Genomic DNA, 19,470 nt, shown 5'->3' on the forward strand with positions numbered 1-19,470 from the left:
GGCCGGCCGTGAGTCGGCGCGGACGGGAGGCGAATGGAACGGGAAGAGGTCCTGTTCGGCGTACTCGGCCCCGTGACCGCGGAGCACGCCACCGCGAACACCGCAGACGGCCGGAGCGGCCCGATCGCCCTCAAGGGCCCGCGCCACCGCGCCGTACTGGCCCGTCTGATCGTCGCCCGCCGCCGTGTCGTCCCCGTCGCCCGGCTGGTCGCCGACCTGTGGGCGGATTCGCCGCCGCCCGGCGCGGTCGGCGCCGTACAGACCTTCGTCGCCGCCCTCCGCCGTGCCCTGGAGCCGGACCGTCCGCCCCGTGCTCCCGCCCGGCTGCTCGTCACCGAAGGCCCCGGTTACGCACTGCGCGCCGAGCCGGACGCCGTCGACGCCTGGCGTTTCGAGACGGCGGTCGCCGAGGCAGCGGAGTTGGCGCCCGCTCGCGCGCTGCCCCGGCTCGACGAGGCGCTGGAGCTGTGGCGGGGGCCCGCGTACGCCGACTTCGCGCAGGAGGAGTGGGTACGGGGCGAGCGTGCCCGCCTCGCCGAACTGCGGCTCCGTTCGGTCGAGCGCAGGGCCGGCGCCCAGCTGGCCCTCGGCCTCGCCGCCGAAGCCGTACCCGACCTGGACGCACATCTGGCCGACCACCCCTGGCGCGAGGACGCGTGGCGGCTGCTGGCGCTCGCGCTGTACCGGACGGACCGCCAGGGGGACGCGCTCGCCGTCCTGCGCCGGGCCCGGTCGACGCTGGTGCGGCAGCTCGGCGTGGATCCGGGGCCGGGGCTGCGGAGGCTGGAGGCGGACATCCTGGCGCAGGATCCGGCGCTCGGCACCAACGCCGGGCAGACCGGGCCCACCGAAACCGCGGCGCGCCTGTGGACCCGCGCTGCGGCGGCGTACGACCGCACGGTCGCGGCCGGCGCCCGCGCCCGGCTGGAGACGACGGTGGGCCTGCTCCGCGACCTCGCGGTGACCGGTGGCGGCGGGCTGACGGCCGCCCGCGAGCACCGTATGGCCGCCGTCGCCGCCGCCGAGGAGTTCGGCGACCCGGTACTGACCGGCCGGGTGATCGGCGCCTTCGACGTCCCGGCAATCTGGACCCGCGGCGACGATCCGGAACTGGCGCGGCAGATCGTCGCCGCCGCCGAACGCACCCTGGCCGCCCTGCCGCCGCCCGACGGGTCGGACGGGTCGGACGGGTCGGACGGGTCGGACGGGTCGGATCCATCGGGCGGGTCCCGTACCCACGCGGCGGACGGCACGTACGACGCGGTGCGCTGTCGGCTGCTCGCGACCGTCGCGGTCGAGACGCGCGGCTCGCACTCCTCGCGCGGCCCCCAGGCTGCCGGCCAGGCGGAGGCGATCGCCCGGCGCCTCGACGACCCGGCGCTGCTGGCGTTCGCGCTGAACGGCGCGTTCATGCAGTCCTTCACCCGTGCCGGTCTCGCGCCCCGCCGCGCCGAAATCGGCGCGGAACTGGTCGCGTTGGGCGCCCGGCACGGTCTGGTGACCTTCGAGGTGCTCGGCCATCTGATCGGCCTTCAGGCACACGGCGCGCTGGGGGACTTCCGGTCGGCCGACGCCCACGCCACCGCCGCCGACCGCCTAGCGGCCCGCCACGAACTCCCGCTCGTGGGCGTCTTCACCCGGTGGTACGGCGCCCTGCGCCTGGCCGCGTCCGGGGACCTCGCCGGGGCCGGGTCGGCGTACGAGTCCGCCGCCGCCGACCTGCCGGACTCAGGCATGCCGGGCCTGACCCACGGTCTCCTGCCCCTCGCCCTGCTGTCCCTGCACTTCGCCGAGGGCCCCCGCATTCCGGGGCGCGACGCGGTCGACCCGGCGGCGGACTGGGGCCCGTACCGCCCGTGGATCATCCCGCTCGCCGCCCTCGCCTCGGGCGACCGCCCCACCGCCCGGACCGCTCTGCGCGCGCTGCCGGACCCGCCTCGCGATCTGCTGTACGAGGCGTGCTGCGCGCTGGAGGCGACGGCGGCGCTGGAGCTCGGCGACCGCGCCGTACTCACCCGCGTCCGCGAGCGTCTGCTGCCCGCGTCGGCCGAACTCGCGGGCGCGGGAAGCGGGTTGCTCACCCTCGGCCCGGTGAGCCGCTACCTCGCGGCGATCGCCGCGGCGCTACAGGACTGAGTTCCGGCCGGTCGTGCCGCCGGTGCGGAAAGTGCGCCGGTACGTGTCCGGAGGTACGCCGAGGGCGCGGGGCCGTGACGATGGCCGTATGAATGAGGGCCGTACGAATCAAGACCGCACGAATCAGGTCCGCACAGAGGACGATCACCCGGCGATCGCGGTCGTCGGCGCGTACGGGCACACCGCCGCCTTCGTCCTCGCCGAGATACGCCGACGCGGCGGACGCCCCTCCTCGTCGGCCGCGACGCCGACAAGCTGCACTCCGCCGCCCGCGCCCACCCGCAAGCTCGGGTCCGGGTCGCGTCCGTCGCGGATCCCGCCTCCCTGGACCGGGCGCTGTCCGGCGCGGCGGCGGTCATCAACTGCGCCGGCCCCTTCGCCGACACCGCGCCGCCCGTCGTGGAAGCGGCACTGCGCGCGGGCATCCACTACCTGGACGTGGCCGCCGAACAGGCCGTCGCCCTGGAGACGTTCGGCTCGTACGCGGACCGGGCGCGCGACGCCGGCGTGGTGGTCGTCCCGTCGATGGCGTTCTCGGCGACCTGCTCGCCACCGCGGCGATGGGTGACTGGCCGGCCGCGGACGACATCACGATCGCGATCGCCCTCGACAGCTGGCGGCCGACCCCGGGAACCCGCGAGACCGTACGGCGCAACGCCGGCCGCCATCTGGTCTTCACCGACAACGCGCTCATCCCGCCCAAGTGGCCTGCACTCAACGGCAGTTGGCGGTTCCCGCCCCCACTGGGCGTCCAGGAGACCACCGAACTCTCCACGGCCGACCAGGTCACCGTCTCCCGCCATCTGCAAGTGCCGGAGATCCGCGTCCAGATGAACCGGGCCCCCCTGCGCGATCTGAGCGACCCCACGACGCCCCCGCCCACACCCGCGGACTCCGACGGCCGCTCGGCTCAGACCTTCCTGGTCGACGTGGTCGTCCGCAGGGCCGGCGAGCGCCGCCGCGCGACGGCGTCCGGCCGTGACATCTACGCGGTCACGGCTCCCCTCGCCGTGGAGGCGATGGCCCGCATCCTGGACGGCCGGCTCCACCGACCGCCCGGAGCGGCGGCGCCCGGAGACCTCTTCGACGCCCCTGATTTCCTACGGTCACCGAGCCCCGCCCACCTGACCTTCACCGAAGCCGCCGGGTAGCGAGTCCCCTTCAGTACTGATCGGTTCAGATGTGTTACGTTCTCATTCTGTATCGACCGGTACCGAATTTTGACGAGGTCATTCGCATGGGACAGCTTGAGGGCAAGACCGCCGTCGTCACCGGCGGCGGCACCGGGATCGGCCTGGCCACCGCCGTTCGACTGGCGGACGAGGGCGCGCACGTGTTCATCACCGGCCGGCGCGAGGCCGTGCTGGACGCGGCCGTGGAGACCATCGGCCCGGCGGCGGCCACCGCGGTGGTGGGCGACATCTCCGACCTGGCCGACCTGGACCGGCTGTACGACGCGGTCCGCGACCGCGGCCGGGGCCTGGACGTGGTGTTCGCCAACGCCGCCGCCGCGTCGTTCGCGACCCTGGAGGAGGTCACCGAGGAGCACTTCGACGAGACCTTCGGCGTAAACGTCCGCGGCACGCTGTTCACGGTGCAGAAGGCGCTGCCGCTGCTCAACGACGGCGCGTCGGTGATCCTTAACTCCTCGGTGCGCGCCGACGACGGTGTCGAGGCCTTCGGCACGTACGCGGCCTCCAAGGCGGCGATACGGTCCTACGCCCGGACCTGGGCCAACGAGCTCAAGGGCCGCGGAATCCGGGTGAACGCGATCTCCCCGGGCACCATCGACACCCCCGGACTCGACGCCGTTGTCGCGGGAGACACGCCCCTCACCAAGTCGCAGTTCGCCGCGGGTGTCCCACTGGGCCGGATCGGGCGCTCCGACGAGGTCGCCGACGCGGTGGTCTTCCTGGCTTCCGGGCGGAGCAGTTTCATCCTCGGAGCCAACCTGTACGTGGACGGCGGTGAGAACCAGTTCTGACCCGAGGTGGACACGCCCGGTTCCGGGCGGGTCCACCTCGCGGCGTGGTGAGGGGCGGTGACCCGCCGCCGTCAGGTGGGGATGGGCTTGATCTTGCTGCAGTTCTTCCACTCCACCCACGGGCGGGCGCCGCCGTTCTTGGGCCCGGTGGCGTAGGTGGGATTCCCGGTGATCGTCTGGGTCTTCTCCTCATGGGTGATGTCGATCCCGAAGAGCTTGAACCCGAGGGTGAACTGCCCGGCGGAGATACCGAAGCCGATGCCCAGTGAGGCGTTCCACCAGTCGGTGTTGGCGTTGTAGTCGAGCCTGCTGAGCTTCCCCTTCTCGTGCAGGAGCCGTTCGAGCGGGCTCGCGTCGGGGCCCGGCACCTTGGCCGCGTCGGTGGGGGAGGGCAGCGGGTTCTTCGCGGGCTGGTCGCCGTTTCCGCGCAGCCAGTCCTCGACGAGGACGCTGTCGGCGTCGTTGTCGAGGATGAGTTCGGCCGTCTCGGTATGGATCTGCGACTGGGTGGATCCGCCACCGCCGCCGACATCGATCGTCACCGGACCGGCGTTGGCGCCTCCCTCGACCTTGACGCCGCCACCGCCGCCGGCCTCCTCGCTGGTGGTGATCATCAGCTTCTCCGGGCGGTGCGGCTTGCCGTCCGCCTCCTCCTGGTCGTACGTCGCCGCGTCGTAGGTGACCGCCACCTGTTGCATCCGCTCGCCGATGGCGACCCCGCCCACGCCGCCCGCACCCTTGACGGTGAAGGTGTAGACGAAGGTGATCTTCCCGGCGTTCGGCCCGGTGTGCGCACGCATGACGACGACGTCCTCGGTCATCGTGCCGTTGGCCAGCTCGCCGGATATCTTCCCGAGGTCCTTGGGGCCGTCGCCGGAGTCCTTGCCGCCCTTTCCGCCCTTGCCGCTGCCCTTGAACTTTCCGCCGAAGTTCACGTTGCCGGACGCCTCGATGGAGGTCTTGGTGATGTCGACGTCCGGGGCCTTCTCCGGCGGCAGATCGGGCTTCTTCTTGCCCGCGTGGTAGCCGCAGATCATGCCGAGTTCGGAAGAACGGGGGCCGGCGGGGCGGGAGTTGCACTCATCCTGGGCCTTCAGGTACTCGGTGAACTGCTTGGCGTCCTCCAGATTCAGCTCCAGGTCCTTCTGCGCGTCACCGGTCTTGTTCCCGGAGAAGAGCCACTGTCCGCCGCTGCCGCTGCCCGCCAGATACGTGCCGCTCAGTTTGGCGCTGCCGCCCCAGTCCTCGAGGCCGCGGATGCCCGCGGAGATGCTGGCCGTGACGCCGCCGCCCGTTTCGGTGATCCGCTCCAGGGTGACGGTGCCGTCGGACCACTGCTGAAGCTTGACCGTCTCCGAGCTGCTGATCTTGATGAAGAAGATCTGGACGACGACGGTGGTCTTGGTCTGTTCCTGGGACAGCAGACACCTCGTGGGCTCGAACGGGTCGCCGTTGGGTACGAAGGGGTCCCCGCCCTCGCCGCCGCCCCCGCCGCCCTCTCCCCCGTCCCCGCCGTCCGCGTAGTCACCGGTGGCACACGCCTCGTCCCCGCTCAGCGGGTGCAGTACGCGGCACACCGCGCTCTTCAGCCCGGTCGCCTCCTTCTCGGGCAGGCTCAGCCCCACGATGGCGAGCACGATCATGGACACGACCCCGAACACCGCGGCGTACTCCGCGCCGCTCTGCCCCCGGTCACGGTGGAGCGGATCTCTCCGTCTCCGTATCTGCGGATGCGACTGCCACCACTGGAACCTACGGGCCCTCTTCACCTGTTCTCCCACCTCACGCCGTCGTCTCCCACCCCCGAGCGCGAGCAGCGTAAGGACTGGTCAGGGCCCATAGGGCAGGGTCCACGGACCCAGTCGGGGCGCCTGCACGGCCGATCCGGCATACGTTCATCTCGCCGTTGACCAGCGACTCCTCGAAGGCCGCCTGACGTTCCCCGTACGTACGCGGCGACCCCTCCGACGCCCGGCCGACAGGCCGGTTCCCCCACCGGTCGCCCTCGGCCGCGGCGGAGGGTGCTCCGCACGGCTGGGCCCGGGGTGGGCCCGCGGGCCCTTCGGTCCGGCACTCGCACGTACGTACGTACAGGCGAGGCCGGCTGTCCGCGCCAGGTGTCGGAGACCGGGCTAGGGTTTAAGCAAGGGGCGATCGGAACGCGGAATGCCAGGACGCCATGAACCGACACCGCAAAGCGCCGGACAACACCCAGGAACTCCTCCTCAACCTGGGCAATCTTGTCGATCAGGCGCTGGAGAACATCAGACTCCAGCAGGCCCGGGCGGAGCTCGGCATGGCGCTCCAGCGGCACATGCTCCCTTCCGAACTGCCCGACTTCCCGGGCATCCAGCTGGCAGCCCGGTACGCGCCCTCGCAGGACGGTCTGGCCGTCGGCGGTGACTTCTACGACGCCTTCCCGATGAGCGACGGGGTGGCGGGGATGGCCATCGGCGACGTGCAGGGCCACGGGGTGGAGGCCGCCGCCTTCATGGGAGAGGCCCGTGCCAGCCTCCGGGCCCTCGCCAGTGTCACGCGCGACCCCGGCGAGGTGCTGACCAGCGCCAATGACTTGCTGATCTCGCTCGGAACCGACCTCTTCACCACCTGTTGCCTGCTGAGCTTCGCACCGCGCACCGGTGAACTCGCCATCGCCAGAGCGGGCCACGTCCCGATGGTGTGGGGCTCCGACACGGGCGATTCGGGGGTGTCCCTGGACGCCGGCGGGGTCCCTCTGGGGGTGCTGCCCGGCCAGAAGTACCCGGTGGTTCATCGACGCCTGACGCGGCCCGGTTACCTCGTCCTGGTGACCGACGGCGTGGTGGAAGGACCGGCCTACCCGATCGAGGAGGGGCTGGCGGAGGTGGCCGGGCTGGCGGGCGCCGGACGTGGTGTCGCCCCCGGCATCCTGGCGTCGCGGGTGATCAGGGTCGCGGACCGCACCGGACACGATGACGATGCCGCCGTTCTCGTCGTCCACCACGACGGTCCGCCGGACGCCCGGTAGACCGTCGGCCCAGCGGTGGTGTCGGCGCGTCCGTCCGGTCCGTACGACTCGGGGTGGTGTCTGATGCTGATGTGGTGGACAGCGCACGACTCAGGCGGCACAGACGCACCGCCCTGACGATTCTGGCGGTCGCCGCCCTCTACTACGCGACCGCCCGCGTGGGGCTGCTCCAGCAGCTGGTACGCGGCCAGGTCACACCCCTGTGGCCGCCGACCGGTATCTCGGTCGCCGCCCTGCTCCTGTTCGGCAGGCGCGTCTGGCCCGGCATCGCCGTCGGCGCCCTCGCGGTCAACGCCACCATCGGCCCCACGGCCTGGTCCGTACTGGCGATCATCGTCGGCAACACCCTCGCCCCGGTCTGCTCCTACCTGCTGCTGAACCGGGCCGGCTTCCACAACGACCTCGACCGCCTACGCGACGCGGTGGCCCTGGTATTCCTCGGCGCCCTGGGCCCCATGCTGATCAGCGCGACCGTCGGCAGCGGCACACTCTTCCTGTCGGGGGCCCTGTCGGCCAGCGGCTTCTGGCCGACCTGGTCCGTGTGGTGGACGGGCGACGCCATGGGCGTGCTGGTCGTCACGCCCTTCCTGCTCGTGGTCCGCTGGGCACGCTGGCCACCCGCCGTCGGCCCCCTGATCTGGGCCGAGGCGGCGGCACTGACGGCGTGCACCCTGGCCGTGACCTTGCTGGCGACCACCGCCGCCAGCTCGTCCCTGCTCTTCCTCGTCTTCCCGTTCCTGATCTGGGCCTCGTTCCGCTTCGAACGCGCGGGCGCCGCACCGTGCGCCCTGGCCATCTCCACATTGGCGATCCTCGCCTCGGGCCGGATGACCGGCCCCTTCGAGCACCACAATCTGCTCACCAACATGGTCACCCTCCAGGCGTTCAACGGCACGGTCTCCCTCACCGCCCTGGTCCTCACGGCGGTCGTCACAGAACGCAACCGCACCCACGAGGAGATCGAGCGCCTCTGCGCCCAACTCTCCGACGCGGTCACCCGCCAGTCCACGGGATCCCGCCGAGTCCCCCCCGACGCCTGAGCCCACGCCCGAAACCCCGCTGCGCAGCGCCCCCTGTCGGACCGTCCGCTCGCGCATCACTCACGCCCGACCCCGGAAACGACGAAGCGCCCCGGCCGGCCGGAGCCGGGCGAGGCGCTGAGTCGCAGGTCGGACGGGACTTCCCCGTCCTGCCGACGGTAGGCCGTGTGGGACTCGAACCCACAACCAACGGATTAAAAGTCCGCTGCTCTGCCAATTGAGCTAACGGCCCTCGACGAGTCATCCACGAGCATAGCCCGCCGGGGGCGGCGAGCCGATCGGGTATCCCCCGGTGGTGGTGCGGGGCCCGGATCAGGGGGTACGGGGCGGGGCCCCTACCGCAGCCGGGTGGGTGCGGTAGGGGCCCCGTCATGTCAGGTTCCGAGCCGTCAGCCGTTGCGCTTCCAGCGCGGCTTGTCGTCACGGCGGCCGAACGAGCCCGTGCTCGTGCCCGTGCCGGTCGTGCCTCCGCGGTGGTCGTCGCGGCGGCCCGAGGGGCGGTCGTGGCCACCGGAGCGGAAGCCGCCCGAGGGGCGGTCGTCGCGGCGGTCGCGGTTGAACGGGCGGTCACCGGTGGGACGGTGCTCGCGGCGCTCGAACGGGCGGGCGGCACCGGCGGCGCCGTCGCGGCGGTCGTCGCGGCGGTCGCGGTTGAAGCCGCCTTCCTTCCGGTCGTCGCGGCGGAAGCCGCCACCGGCCGGACGGTCGTCACGACGCTGGAAACCGCCACTCGCGGGCCTGTCGTCACGACGCTGGAAGCCACCGCGGTCGCTGCCGCCGCGGTCGTTGCGGTCGCGGTTGAAGCCGCCCCGCTCGCCGCCGCGGTCGTCACGGCGCTGGAATCCGCCGCGGTCACCGCTGCCGCCGTCGCGAGGGGTGTAACCCCGCGCGCCACCACGGCCACTGCGCTCACCGCGGTCGTCACGACGGTCGTCCCTGCGGTCGTCACGACGACCGTAGTTGCCACGCTCGTCGCGGTTCGCCTGAGCCGGTACGGACGCGGCTGCCGCCGTCGCCGCCTCGATGGCCGCCACGGCCTCGGCCGCGACCTCCGCCACCGCCGCCTCCGGGTCGTCCCCACGCTCGCGCGCGGCACGCGCGACGAGGCGGTCGGCCTCTTCGCGCAGCTCGCCGGCGCGGCGCTGGAGGCGCTCCAGCTCCTTGGTCAGGTCGGCGACCTCGCGCTCCGCCTGCTTGGCGGAGTTGTTCGCGGAGTCGGCCTGCACCTCGGTCAGCGAACGGGCGCCGGTGATCTCGGCGACCTCCGGCTCGAACGCGCCGGCACCGGCGACCATGTGACGCGCGGCGTCGACGCCCGCGTCCTCCATCAGCCGGAAGATCTGGCGGCGCTGGTGCGGCAGGGCCAGCGAGACGACGACGCCGGACTTGCCGGCGCGCGCCGTACGGCCCGAGCGGTGCAGGTAGTCCTTGTGGTCACCGGCCGGGTCCACGTTCAGGACCAGGTCGATGCCGTCGACGTGAATACCGCGGGCGGCCACGTCGGTCGCGACGAGCGCGTTGACGTGACCTTCCTTGAAGTCCGCCAGGGTGCGGGTGCGCGCGCCCTGCGTCATGCCGCCGTGCAGCGCGTCGGCCTTCACACCCGAGTCACGGAGCTGCTCGGCGATACGGTCGGCGCCGAGCTGCGTACGGACGAAGATGATCGTGCGGCCCTTGCGTGCCGCGATGGCCGCCGTGACCGGGGCCTTGTCCTTGGGCTTCACGACGAGCACGTGGTGGGTCATGGTCGTGACGTTGCCCTGCGCGCTGTCGACCTCGTGGTGCACGGGGTTCTTCAGGTAGCGCTTGACCAGCGTGCTGATCTCGTTCTCCATCGTGGCGGAGAAGAGCATGCGCTGGCCGCCGGCCGGCACCTGGTCGAGCAGTTCGGTGACCTCGGGCAGGAAGCCCAGGTCGGACATCTGGTCGGCCTCGTCGAGGATCGCGATCCGGACGTTCTCCAGGGAGCAGGCGCCGCGGTTGATGATGTCGCGCAGCCGGCCGGGCGTGGCGACGAGGACGTCGACGCCGCGCTCCAGCGCGTAGATCTGGTTGCCCATCGACGTACCGCCGCAGACGACCTTCATCTTCAGGCCGAGCACGTCGCCGTACGGCTGGAGGGCGTCGGCGACCTGCATCGCCAGCTCGCGGGTCGGGGTCAGGATGATCCCGCGGGGCTTCTTCTTCTCGGTGTGGCCCTCGGCGAGGGTGGCCAGCAGCGGCAGACCGAAGGAGAGGGTCTTGCCGGAGCCGGTACGGCCGCGGCCCAGGATGTCCTTGCCGGCCAGGGCGTCCGGAATGGTCGCGGCCTGGATCGGGAAGGGCGCGACGACGCCGTTCTGGGCGAGCTTGCGGACGATTCCTTCGGGCAACCCCAGGTCGCCGAAGGTGATTTCGGGGGTCTTCGGGGCCTCGGGGGCCTCAACGGCCTCGACCGTCTGAGCCGCGATGTTCTCGACGCTTTCGACGCTCGTGATCGAGTCGTCGGAGTCGTTCTCGGGCATGACGGTGTGGTCAGTACTGGAAATGGACATGCGAAATGCGAAACCTTCCGGAGTCTCGGCACGCGCCCAAACTCCGTGATTCGCAATTCGACCGCCTCAATGCGGTCAGCCACGGCAAGGGAGAGAACGCGCCACGCGGCGCTCTTCTGTGTCGGCGCCGGGCAATGATCAAACGATCTACTACCATACGCACCGCTCCCCCTCCCTGGCAAACCGCCTCCGCGGGATCCGCGTCACACCGGGGCTCCAGCGGCGCTCCAGCACCGCCCCACCGGCACTCCACGGACCCTCCGGCGGCCCTCATACCGGCCCCAACTGCGGCGACGCCATCGGCTCCTTCCGCATCCCGGCCCCGTCGCCCGGCGACAGCGCGCTCGTCCGTACGTCCGCCATCGGCGAGGCCGACGGGGGCTCCGGCGGGCCGCTCGGCTCGGGCTGTGCCGGGGGCTCCGGGTCCGGGTTCGGCGCAGGCGGCTCGGAGGGCTCCGGCGGGGTCCTGGTCGGCTGTTCCGCGGGCGGTACGTCGCCACCCGGCGGCCTCGGGGCGGGGGGCAGCGGCCTGCCGTCCGGGCCCTTCGACGGCTTGGCCGACGGGTCGTCCGACGCCTCCGGATCGCCCGGCTTCCCCTTCTCGCCGCGCTTGTCGGTGTGTTCGGCGCCTTTCGGCCCCGCGCCGCTCCGGCCCTCGGCGGGCAGACTCGTGCCGGTGTCCGCCGCCGTACCGCCGTCCTGCTCGGCCGCGGCCCCGCTGCGCTCGGCCGATCGCGAGGGGGCCGGCTTCCCTTCGTCGTGGCCGACGCTCATGCAGCCCGTGGCGGTGGCGACGGCCATCGAGGTGACGATCCAGACGGCGAATCGGCCCGAGGCGGAGAGCCGGCCGGCGCCGGAGGGACGGCCAGAGGTGGACGGACGGCCGGGCACGGGGAGACGGCCGGCGGCGGACAGACGGCCAGGGGCGGGCAACTGGCGCACGAGGGGCACCTCCGTGGGCGTGGAACGGCTCGCCCCACCGACGAACGCCCGGCGGCGGGGGAATGTCTGCCCTGCCCAACTTCCTTTTCCCCGCGAGGGACACGCCCCCAGGGGCCCAACTGCGTCACGGCCCGCCCCACGGCGGCCCCCTCAGAGCGCGCCCAGCTCCCAGCCCGCCCACACCGCGCCCAGGCCCACCAGCAGCGACACCGAGACGTACGCGCCGGCCAGCAGCCCCTTCCCGCGTTCGGCCAGCCGCAGCGTCTCGTACGAGAAGGTCGAGTACGTCGTGAGCGCCCCGCACAGCCCCGTACCGACAAGGGCGTACGTCGCGGACGACACCGTCGCCCCGGCGAGTACCCCCAGCACCAGACTCCCCGCCACATTCACGGCGAACGTCCCCCAGGGGAACAGGGTTTCGTGCCAGGTCTGCACCGTACGGTCCGTCAGATAGCGCAGCGGCGCGCCGATCGCGCCGCCCACGACGACCAGCAGCCAGTTCACCGCGCCGCCCCCTGCCCCGCCACCGGCCCCACGACGCGCCGCGTCACCGTGGCCGTGAGCCACACGGCCGCCATCGCGCCCACGAGCGTCACGGCCGCGTACCCCAGCGCGGCCGGCGCCTCCCCGTGCCGGACCAGCCGCAGGAAGTCCAGCGTGTACGTCGAGAACGTCGTGAAGCCGCCCAGCACGCCCACCCCGAGGAACGGCCGCAGCAGCGGATGCGCCGACCAGCCGCCCTCGGCGACCAGCACCATGAGGACACCGATCAGCCCGCAGCCCACCACGTTCACCAGGAGCGTCGTCCACGGGAAGGCGCCGTCGGCGGTGGGCCACAGCCGCTCGGCGCCGTAACGCGCCGTCGCGCCCGCCGCACCGCCCGCGGAGATGACGGCCAGCACCTGCCACAGCCGGTGCCCGGCCGTCTCGGCGCGCTGGCCGGGCACCCGCAGATCGACGTCGGGGTCGACCGGCTCCAGGGGCAGGTCCCGCGGCCCCTCGCTCACCCGTACCCCAGCTCGTGCAGCCGGTCGTCGTCGATCCCGAAGTGGTGCGCGATCTCGTGCACCACCGTGATCTCCGTCTCCGCGACCACTTCCTCTCGCGTCTCGCACATCCGCAGGGTCGGCCCCCGGTAGATCGTGATCCGGTCCGGCAGCACCCCCGCGTACCACTCGCCGCGATCGGTCAGCGGAGTCCCCTCGTAGAGCCCGAGCAGATCGGGGTCGAACTCCTCGCCCGACTCCTTCGCCGCGGCGGGATCCGGCTCGTCCTCCACGAATACCGCGACGTTGTCCATCAGCCGCATAAGCTCCGGCGGAACGCGGTCCAGCGCCTCGGCCACCAGTTCTTCGAACTCCTCGCGCGTCATCTCCAGCACCCGGCCATTGTCACGCAGGTCACCAAGATCGGGGAAAGGCGGTGCCCACGCATGATCGCCTATCGCTCTGGGCATACGCGACCAATGGCCCGCGACGTACGCCGTGTCCCGTCCCGTACCGCGATCACCGCGATCAGCCGAATCCAGCGCCACTACCGATCCCGCGGCGAGGGCCCGACCAGCGCCCTCGTCAGCTCCCCGCACCCCTACACCCGCGCGCTCGGCCTCGTCGCCGTCGTCCTGCTCGGCGCCTGGCTCGGGCTGCTGATCGTCGGGAGTGTGCGGACGCCGGTCGGCCCCATGGACACGAAGATGACCCTGCGGCCCTCCCTCACCGGCGGCACGAAGATCAACGTCTCGCCGCTGGGCGCGCTCGAACTCGACTCGCACACGGCCCCGATCCGTCTCGACGTGGACGTCGACCAGCTCGACCCGGTCCGCTCGCAGGCCCTCGTCGAGCACCCCGAGCGCCTCGCCGGACTCCAGGAAGAGGTCGGCAACGACGTCGCGGCCGGGACGACGGAGCTGGCCGTACGGTCCTGTGTCGCCGTCGTCTCGGGCGCCACCGCCCTCGGCCTGGCCGTCTACCGCCGCCCCCGCCGCGCGCTGGCCGCCGGCGGCCTCGCTCTCGTGCTGCTGAGCGCCGCCGGTGTCACCGCGTTCGCGACCTGGAACCCGAAGTCCGTGCTGGAGCCCCGCTTCTCCGGGCTGCTCTCCTCGGCCCCGCAGGTCGTCGGCAGCGCACGCTCGATCGTCACCGAATTCGACGTCTACCAGAAGGAGTTGGCGCGGCTCGTCACGAACGTGACGAAGCTGTACGACGCGACGTCGACCCTGCCCTCGTACCAGCCGGACCCCGGCACGCTGCGCGTACTCCAGGTCTCCGACATCCATCTCAACCCGGCCGCCTGGCACATCATCGGCTCACTCGTGGACCAGTACAAGATCGACCTCATCATCGACTCCGGCGACACCATGGACCACGGCTCCGCCGCCGAGAACAGCTTCCTCGACCCGATCCCCGACCTCGGCGCGCCGTACGTGTGGGTGCGCGGCAACCACGACTCGGCCGACACCCAGAAGTATCTGTCGGGCATGAAGAACGTCCATGTCCTCGACAACGGCCGCGCCGTCACCGTCGCCGGGATCCGGGTGGCGGGCACGGGCGACCCGCAGTTCACCCCCGACCGCTCGCTGGCCAGGGGAGGCGATCCGGCGGAGGAGATGGCGGGCGTACGGCTCGCGTCGGCCATCCGGGACCAGGAGCGGGCGGGCACCCCGGTGGACATCGCCGTCGCGCACAACCCGACGGCGGCCAGGGAGACCGACGGCACGGTCCCGCTCGTGCTGGCCGGCCACGTCCACCACCGCGACACCGAGATCATGCCGTTCGGTACGCGGCTGAAGATCGAGGGCTCGACGGGCGGCGGCGGGCTGCGCGCCGTCCAGAACGAGAAGCCGGAGAAGGTACGGGCCTCGCTGCTCTATCTGGACAGTTCGACGAAGCGGCTCCAGGCGTGGGACGAGATCACGCTCGGCGGTCTGGGGCTGACGACGGCGGAGGTCAGCCGTCATCTTCCGGAGGAGGCGGGCGTACCGGGTACGGACCCGTCGCCGTCGTCCTCCGGAGAGCCGCCGTCGGGATCACCGACCGGATCGCCTTCGGGGTCACGCTCGAACGAACCGCCCGCACCCGCCTCCGGCTCCCGCTCCCCCGACGCCCCTGCGGGCCCCTCCCCCGACCGGTGAGCGGAGCGGTGAACCGACCGGTAAGCCGTTCCGGTAAACCGTTTTGGCGATAGCTCCCCGCATCCCATATGCTTCTCACGTCCCCGACGCGCTACTAAGCGCCCAGGCGGGCCCTTAGCCCTCATCGTCTAGTGGCCCAGGACGCCGCCCTTTCAAGGCGGTAGCACGGGTTCGAATCCCGTTGGGGGCACGCAACACCGTGTGCGAGACTCGTCTCGCACATTGCTTGGTCCTGTGGAGCAGTTTGGAGTGCTCGCCACCCTGTCAAGGTGGAGGCCGCGGGTTCAAATCCCGTCAGGACCGCTGTGGCTCGCGAGAGCCGCGTGGCTGGGTAGCTCAGTTGGTACGAGCGATCGCCTGAAAAGCGATAGGTCGCCGGTTCGATCCCGGCCCCAGCCACTCTTCTTCTTCCGTACACACGCCCCTGTCGAGAACTTCGGCAGGGGATTCGGCTTATCCGGCGGCCTGTCCCGCGAAATGGGTTCGCCACTCGCCCGGCCCGGGTGAGACCCTGGGCTCGGTATGTCTACTTCCCTCGCCGACCTTCAGTCCCTGCTGGCCGAGGTGTCGCTGCGCGACTCGCAGCGCCTCGGCCGCCGTCTCGAAGGCGTCCGGCGCATCCGTAAGCCCGAAGCCCGGCAGGCCGTTCTCGACGAGATCGCGGACGAGGCCGGCAAGTCGGCCGAGCGTGTGCGCGCCCGCGCGGCCCGGATGCCGGCGATCACGTACCCCGAGCAACTGCCCGTCAGCCAGAAGAAGGACGTGATCCTCTCGGCGATACGCGACCACCAGGTCGTGATCGTCGCCGGTGAGACGGGGTCGGGTAAGACCACCCAGATCCCCAAGATGTGCATGGAACTCGGCCGGGGTGTCCGGGGCATGATCGGTCATACGCAGCCCCGCCGGATCGCGGCCCGTACCGTCGCCGAGCGTGTCGCGGACGAGCTGAGGACCCCGCTCGGCGAGGCCGTCGGCTGGAAGGTCCGCTTCACCGACCAGGTGAACCAGGACGCGACCTTCGTGAAGATCATGACGGACGGCATCCTGCTCGCCGAGATCCAGTCGGACCGCGACCTGCGCGCGTACGACACGATCATCATCGACGAGGCCCACGAGCGCAGTCTCAACATCGACTTCCTGCTCGGCTATCTCGCCCAGCTCCTGCCCAGGCGCCCTGATCTCAAGCTCGTCATCACCTCGGCGACGATCGACCCCGAGCGCTTCTCGCGCCACTTCGGCGACGCCCCGATCGTGGAGGTCTCCGGCCGTACGTTCCCGGTCGAGGTCCGCTACCGCCCGCTCCTCGAGGACGACAGCGACGAGGGCGACCGCGACCAGATCACCGCGATCTGCGACGCCGTCGACGAACTCCAGTCGGAGGGCCCCGGCGACGTCCTGGTCTTCCTCTCCGGCGAGCGCGAGATCCGCGACACCGCCGACGCGCTCGACAAGCGCAAGCTCCGGCACACCGAGGTCCTTCCGCTGTACGCGCGCCTCTCGCACGCCGAGCAGCACCGGGTCTTCCAGAGACCCGGCGGCGGCGCCACGCGCAGGATCGTGCTGGCGACGAACGTGGCGGAGACCTCGCTGACCGTGCCGGGCATCAAGTACGTGATCGACCCCGGCACCGCCCGTATCTCCCGCTACTCCCACCGCACCAAGGTCCAGCGCCTGCCGATCGAACGGATCTCACAGGCCAGTGCCAACCAGCGCAAGGGGCGGTGCGGGCGTACGTCGGACGGCATCTGCATCCGGCTGTACGCCGAGGACGACTTCGAGGCGCGGCCCGAGTTCACGGACGCCGAGATCCTCCGTACGAACCTGGCCTCCGTCATCCTCCAGATGACGTCGGCCGGCCTGGGCGAGATCGAGAAGTTCCCCTTCATCGACCCGCCGGACCACCGCAACATCCGCGACGGCGTCCAACTCCTCCAGGAACTGGGCGCGTTCGACGCAGCGCAGAAGGATCCGCGCAAGCAGCTCACCCAGCTCGGCCGCAAGCTCTCGCAATTGCCCGTGGACCCGCGCCTCGCGCGCATGGTCATCGAGGCGGAGCGCAACGGCTGCGTACGCGAGGTGATGGTGATCGCCGCCGCGCTGTCCATCCAGGACCCGCGCGAGCGCCCCTCGGAGAAGCAGACCCAGGCCGACCAGCAGCACGCCCGCTTCCGGGACGAGACCTCCGACTTCCTGGCCTTCCTGAACCTCTGGCGCTACGTCCGCGAGCAGCAGAAGGCGCGGGGCTCCTCCGCCTTCCGCCGGATGTGCAAGGCGGAGTACCTGAACTTCCTGCGGATCCGCGAGTGGCAGGACATCTACTCCCAACTGCGCACGGTGGCGAAGCAGATGGGCATCAAGTACGACGAGAACGACGACGCCCCCGCGCCCGACCAGTCCGTGCACATCTCGCTGCTCTCGGGGCTGCTGTCGCACATCGGGCTGAAGGACGTGAAGGAAGGCGCGAAGAACGAGTACGTGGGCGCCCGCAACGCGAAGTTCGCGGTCTTCCCGGGCTCGGCCCTCTTCAAGAAGCCGCCGCGCGTCATCATGTCCGCGGAGCTGGTGGAGACGTCCCGGCTGTGGGCGCGGGTCAACGCGAAGATCGACCCCGAGTGGATCGAGCCGCTGGCCGGGCATCTGATCAAGCGCACGTACAGCGAGCCGCACTGGGAGAAGGACCAGGCGGCCGTGATGGCGTACGAGAAGGTCACGCTGTACGGCGTACCGATCGTCGAGCGGCGCAAGGTGAACTTCGGCCGGATCGACGCGGAGGCGTCGCGCGACCTGTTCATCCGCAACGCGCTCGTCGAGGGCGACTGGCGGACGCACCATCAGTTTTTCCATGACAATCGCAAACTTCTGGGCGAGGTCGAGGAGTTGGAGCACCGTGCGCGGCGCCGCGACATCCTCGTGGACGACGAGACGCTGTTCGACTTCTACGACGGGCGGGTGCCCGACCATGTGGTCTCCGGCGCGCACTTCGACTCGTGGTGGAAGCGCAAACGCACCGAGGAGCCCGAACTCCTCGACTTCGAGCGCTCGATGCTCATCAACGAGGCGGCGGGCGCCGTCACGAAGGACGACTATCCGGACTCCTGGCGCCAGGGACGGCTCAAGTTCCGGGTGACGTACCAGTTCGAGCCGGGGGCCGACGCGGACGGTGTGACCGTGCACGTACCGCTCCAGGTGCTCAACCAGATCACGTCCGAGGGCTTCGACTGGCAGATCCCGGGGCTGCGCGAGGAGGTGGTGGTGGAGCTGATCCGCTCCCTGCCGAAGCCGATCCGCCGCCACTACGTCCCGGCACCGAACTACGCGACGAAGTTCCTGGAACGGGCGGTGCCTCTTCAGGAGGCGCTTCCCGTGACGCTGGCGCGCGAGCTCCAGCGGATGGTGGGTGTGCCCGTCACGGCGGACGACTTCGATCCCGGCCGGGTGCCGGACCATCTCAAGATCACCTTCCGGATCGTCGACGAGCGGCGCCGCAAGATCGCCGAGGACAAGGACCTGGAGGCGCTGCGGATCGCCCTGAGGCCCAAGGCCCGCAAGGCGCTCTCGCAGGCCGCCGCGGCGGTGGCGGGGCCCACGGGCGAGTCGGTCGAACGCTCGGGCCTCACCGACTGGACGATCGGCACGCTCTCGCGCACCTTCGAGACCCGGCGGGCCGGCCAGCCGGTCAAGGCGTACCCGGCGCTGGTCGACCAGGGCGCGACCGTGGCCGTACGGCTCTACGACACGGAGGCCGAGCAGCAGCAGGCCATGTGGCAGGGGACCCGGCGGCTGATCCTGCTCAACATCCCGGTCAATCCTGCGAAGTTCGCCTCGGACACCCTCACCAACAAGCAGAAGCTGGCCCTGTCCCGGAACCCGCACGGCTCCATCCAGGCGCTGTTCGAGGACTGCGCCACGGCGGCGGCGGACCGGCTGATCGCCGAGCACGGGGGTCCCGCGTGGGACGAGGAGTCGTTCCGCAAGCTGTACGAGTTGGTCCGCGCCGACCTGGTCGACGTGACCGTGCGCACCATCGGGCAGGTCGAGCAGATCCTGGCCGCCTGGCAGGCCTGTGAGCGGCGCCTGAAGAGCACGAACAGCCTGGTCCTGATCAACAACGTCCAGGACGTGAAGGACCAGCTCGCGGAGCTGGTGCCGGCGGGCTTCGTGACCCGTACCGGTCTGCGCCGGCTGCCCGACCTGATGCGCTATCTGGTGGCCGCGGACCGCAGGCTCCAGCAGATGCCGACGAACGTCCAGCGCGACACCACGCGCATGGAGAAGGTCCACGAGATGCGCGACGAGTACGCGTGGCTGCTCGAACAGTTCCCGCGCGGACTGCCGGTGCCACGGCAGGCCCTGGACATCCGCTGGCTGATCGAGGAGCTGCGGGTGAGCTACTTCGCGCACGCGCTGGGCACGGCGCAGCCGGTGTCCGACAAGCGGATCGTGAAGGCGATCGACGCGGCGGTGCCGTAGCCCCGCGGGGGCACCGATCCGGTTCGACCGCACCCTCCGACCTGCTGTACAGTCTGACTTCGCAGCCGCCGGTACGGATCGCACCGGAGCCGCGAATTCTGGTCCTGTGGAGCAGTTTGGAGTGCTCGCCACCCTGTCAAGGTGGAGGCCGCGGGTTCAAATCCCGTCAGGACCGCAGTGCAGTAAAGGAGCCCGCATCTCTCGGATGCGGGCTCTGTCGTGTGCCC

13 protein-coding genes, 5 tRNA genes and 1 pseudogene are annotated in these 19,470 nt (G+C 71.3%); 12 read left to right on the forward strand and 7 right to left on the reverse strand.

What is annotated here, in order from left to right:
- Window positions 1-33: 33 nt before the first annotated feature.
- The 4 genes and pseudogenes from ACFWHU_RS12675 (at window position 34) to ACFWHU_RS12690 (ending at window position 4,120) form a co-directional block, all read left to right on the forward strand.
- On the forward strand, window positions 34-2,136 hold the full coding sequence (locus tag ACFWHU_RS12675; RefSeq protein ID WP_387224852.1) for a BTAD domain-containing putative transcriptional regulator: 2,103 nt from the start codon (window positions 34-36) through the stop codon (window positions 2,134-2,136).
- A gap of 255 nt (window positions 2,137-2,391) precedes the next feature.
- A pseudogene (locus tag ACFWHU_RS12680) lies at window positions 2,392-2,595 on the forward strand (saccharopine dehydrogenase NADP-binding domain-containing protein); the annotation flags it as partial.
- 101 nt (window positions 2,596-2,696) lie between these two features.
- On the forward strand, window positions 2,697-3,287 hold the full coding sequence (locus tag ACFWHU_RS12685; protein WP_387224854.1) for a hypothetical protein: 591 nt from the start codon (window positions 2,697-2,699) through the stop codon (window positions 3,285-3,287).
- Window positions 3,288-3,373: 86 nt separating this feature from the next.
- A complete protein-coding gene (locus ACFWHU_RS12690) occupies window positions 3,374-4,120 on the forward strand; it encodes an SDR family oxidoreductase (protein ID WP_387224855.1) in 747 nt (248 codons plus the stop codon).
- A 71-nt stretch (window positions 4,121-4,191) separates the two neighbouring features.
- On the opposite strand, the gene ACFWHU_RS12695 is transcribed toward ACFWHU_RS12690, so the two are convergent.
- The gene (locus ACFWHU_RS12695) at window positions 4,192-5,889 is read right to left on the reverse strand and encodes a hypothetical protein (protein ID WP_387224857.1); all 1,698 of its coding nucleotides are present in this window, start codon (window positions 5,887-5,889) and stop codon (window positions 4,192-4,194) included.
- A 410-nt stretch (window positions 5,890-6,299) separates the two neighbouring features.
- Between ACFWHU_RS12695 and ACFWHU_RS12700 the strand changes: the two genes are divergently transcribed.
- Both ACFWHU_RS12700 and ACFWHU_RS12705 read left to right on the forward strand, forming a co-directional pair.
- Window positions 6,300-7,127 (forward strand): PP2C family protein-serine/threonine phosphatase, encoded by an 828-nt coding sequence (locus tag ACFWHU_RS12700; protein WP_387224859.1) that lies wholly within the window; start codon window positions 6,300-6,302, stop codon window positions 7,125-7,127.
- A 71-nt stretch (window positions 7,128-7,198) separates the two neighbouring features.
- Window positions 7,199-8,167 (forward strand): MASE1 domain-containing protein, encoded by a 969-nt coding sequence (locus ACFWHU_RS12705; protein ID WP_387225135.1) that lies wholly within the window; start codon window positions 7,199-7,201, stop codon window positions 8,165-8,167.
- A gap of 159 nt (window positions 8,168-8,326) precedes the next feature.
- On the opposite strand, the gene ACFWHU_RS12710 is transcribed toward ACFWHU_RS12705, so the two are convergent.
- From ACFWHU_RS12710 to ACFWHU_RS12735, 6 genes are all read right to left on the reverse strand, one after another.
- Window positions 8,327-8,399, reverse strand: a tRNA-Lys gene (locus ACFWHU_RS12710).
- A 157-nt stretch (window positions 8,400-8,556) separates the two neighbouring features.
- Complete coding sequence (locus ACFWHU_RS12715; protein WP_385796879.1) at window positions 8,557-10,701, reverse strand: DEAD/DEAH box helicase; 2,145 nt, start codon at window positions 10,699-10,701, stop codon at window positions 8,557-8,559.
- 270 nt (window positions 10,702-10,971) lie between these two features.
- Window positions 10,972-11,643: a hypothetical protein gene (locus ACFWHU_RS12720; protein ID WP_387224860.1), complete on the reverse strand. Its 672-nt coding sequence runs from the start codon at window positions 11,641-11,643 to the stop codon at window positions 10,972-10,974.
- A 150-nt stretch (window positions 11,644-11,793) separates the two neighbouring features.
- Window positions 11,794-12,147, reverse strand: coding sequence for a fluoride efflux transporter CrcB (crcB, locus tag ACFWHU_RS12725; RefSeq protein WP_387224861.1), 354 nt, complete (start codon window positions 12,145-12,147; stop codon window positions 11,794-11,796).
- A complete protein-coding gene (locus tag ACFWHU_RS12730) occupies window positions 12,144-12,650 on the reverse strand; it encodes a fluoride efflux transporter FluC (RefSeq protein ID WP_387224863.1) in 507 nt (168 codons plus the stop codon). The genes crcB and ACFWHU_RS12730 overlap by 4 nt, the downstream gene beginning before the upstream one ends.
- Entirely contained in the window at window positions 12,647-13,024 is a 378-nt protein-coding gene (locus ACFWHU_RS12735) for a metallopeptidase family protein (protein WP_385796869.1), read from the reverse strand. Before ACFWHU_RS12735 ends, ACFWHU_RS12730 begins: the two co-directional genes overlap by 4 nt.
- An 84-nt stretch (window positions 13,025-13,108) precedes the next feature.
- Here ACFWHU_RS12735 and ACFWHU_RS12740 point away from each other — a divergent pair, with 84 nt between their 5' ends.
- From ACFWHU_RS12740 to ACFWHU_RS12765, 6 genes are all read left to right on the forward strand, one after another.
- Entirely contained in the window at window positions 13,109-14,773 is a 1,665-nt protein-coding gene (locus ACFWHU_RS12740; RefSeq protein WP_387224864.1) for a metallophosphoesterase, read from the forward strand.
- Between the two features lie 117 nt (window positions 14,774-14,890).
- Window positions 14,891-14,963: transfer RNA gene (locus ACFWHU_RS12745), tRNA-Glu, on the forward strand.
- A 38-nt stretch (window positions 14,964-15,001) separates the two neighbouring features.
- Window positions 15,002-15,076, forward strand: a tRNA-Asp gene (locus ACFWHU_RS12750).
- Window positions 15,077-15,098: 22 nt separating this feature from the next.
- A tRNA-Phe gene (locus ACFWHU_RS12755) sits at window positions 15,099-15,172 on the forward strand.
- 123 nt (window positions 15,173-15,295) lie between these two features.
- A complete protein-coding gene (hrpA, locus tag ACFWHU_RS12760) occupies window positions 15,296-19,243 on the forward strand; it encodes an ATP-dependent RNA helicase HrpA (RefSeq protein ID WP_385796864.1) in 3,948 nt (1,315 codons plus the stop codon).
- A gap of 100 nt (window positions 19,244-19,343) precedes the next feature.
- A tRNA-Asp gene (locus ACFWHU_RS12765) sits at window positions 19,344-19,418 on the forward strand.
- The last annotated feature ends 52 nt before the right edge of the window (window positions 19,419-19,470 follow it).

The organism is Streptomyces sp. NPDC060366 (assembly GCF_042725135.1).
Lineage (GTDB): Bacteria > Actinomycetota > Actinomycetes > Streptomycetales > Streptomycetaceae > Streptomyces.

Coding starts and splice junctions, on each gene's coding strand:
- ACFWHU_RS12675 (WP_387224852.1), top strand. CDS start 34: ATGGAACGGGAAGAGGTCCTGTTCGGCGTACTCGGCCCCGTGACCGCG.
- hrpA (WP_385796864.1), top strand. CDS start 15,296: ATGTCTACTTCCCTCGCCGACCTTCAGTCCCTGCTGGCCGAGGTGTCG.
- ACFWHU_RS12685 (WP_387224854.1), top strand. CDS start 2,697: ATGGGTGACTGGCCGGCCGCGGACGACATCACGATCGCGATCGCCCTC.
- ACFWHU_RS12715 (WP_385796879.1), bottom strand. CDS start 10,701: ATGTCCATTTCCAGTACTGACCACACCGTCATGCCCGAGAACGACTCC.
- ACFWHU_RS12690 (WP_387224855.1), top strand. CDS start 3,374: ATGGGACAGCTTGAGGGCAAGACCGCCGTCGTCACCGGCGGCGGCACC.
- ACFWHU_RS12740 (WP_387224864.1), top strand. CDS start 13,109: ATGGCCCGCGACGTACGCCGTGTCCCGTCCCGTACCGCGATCACCGCG.
- ACFWHU_RS12700 (WP_387224859.1), top strand. CDS start 6,300: ATGAACCGACACCGCAAAGCGCCGGACAACACCCAGGAACTCCTCCTC.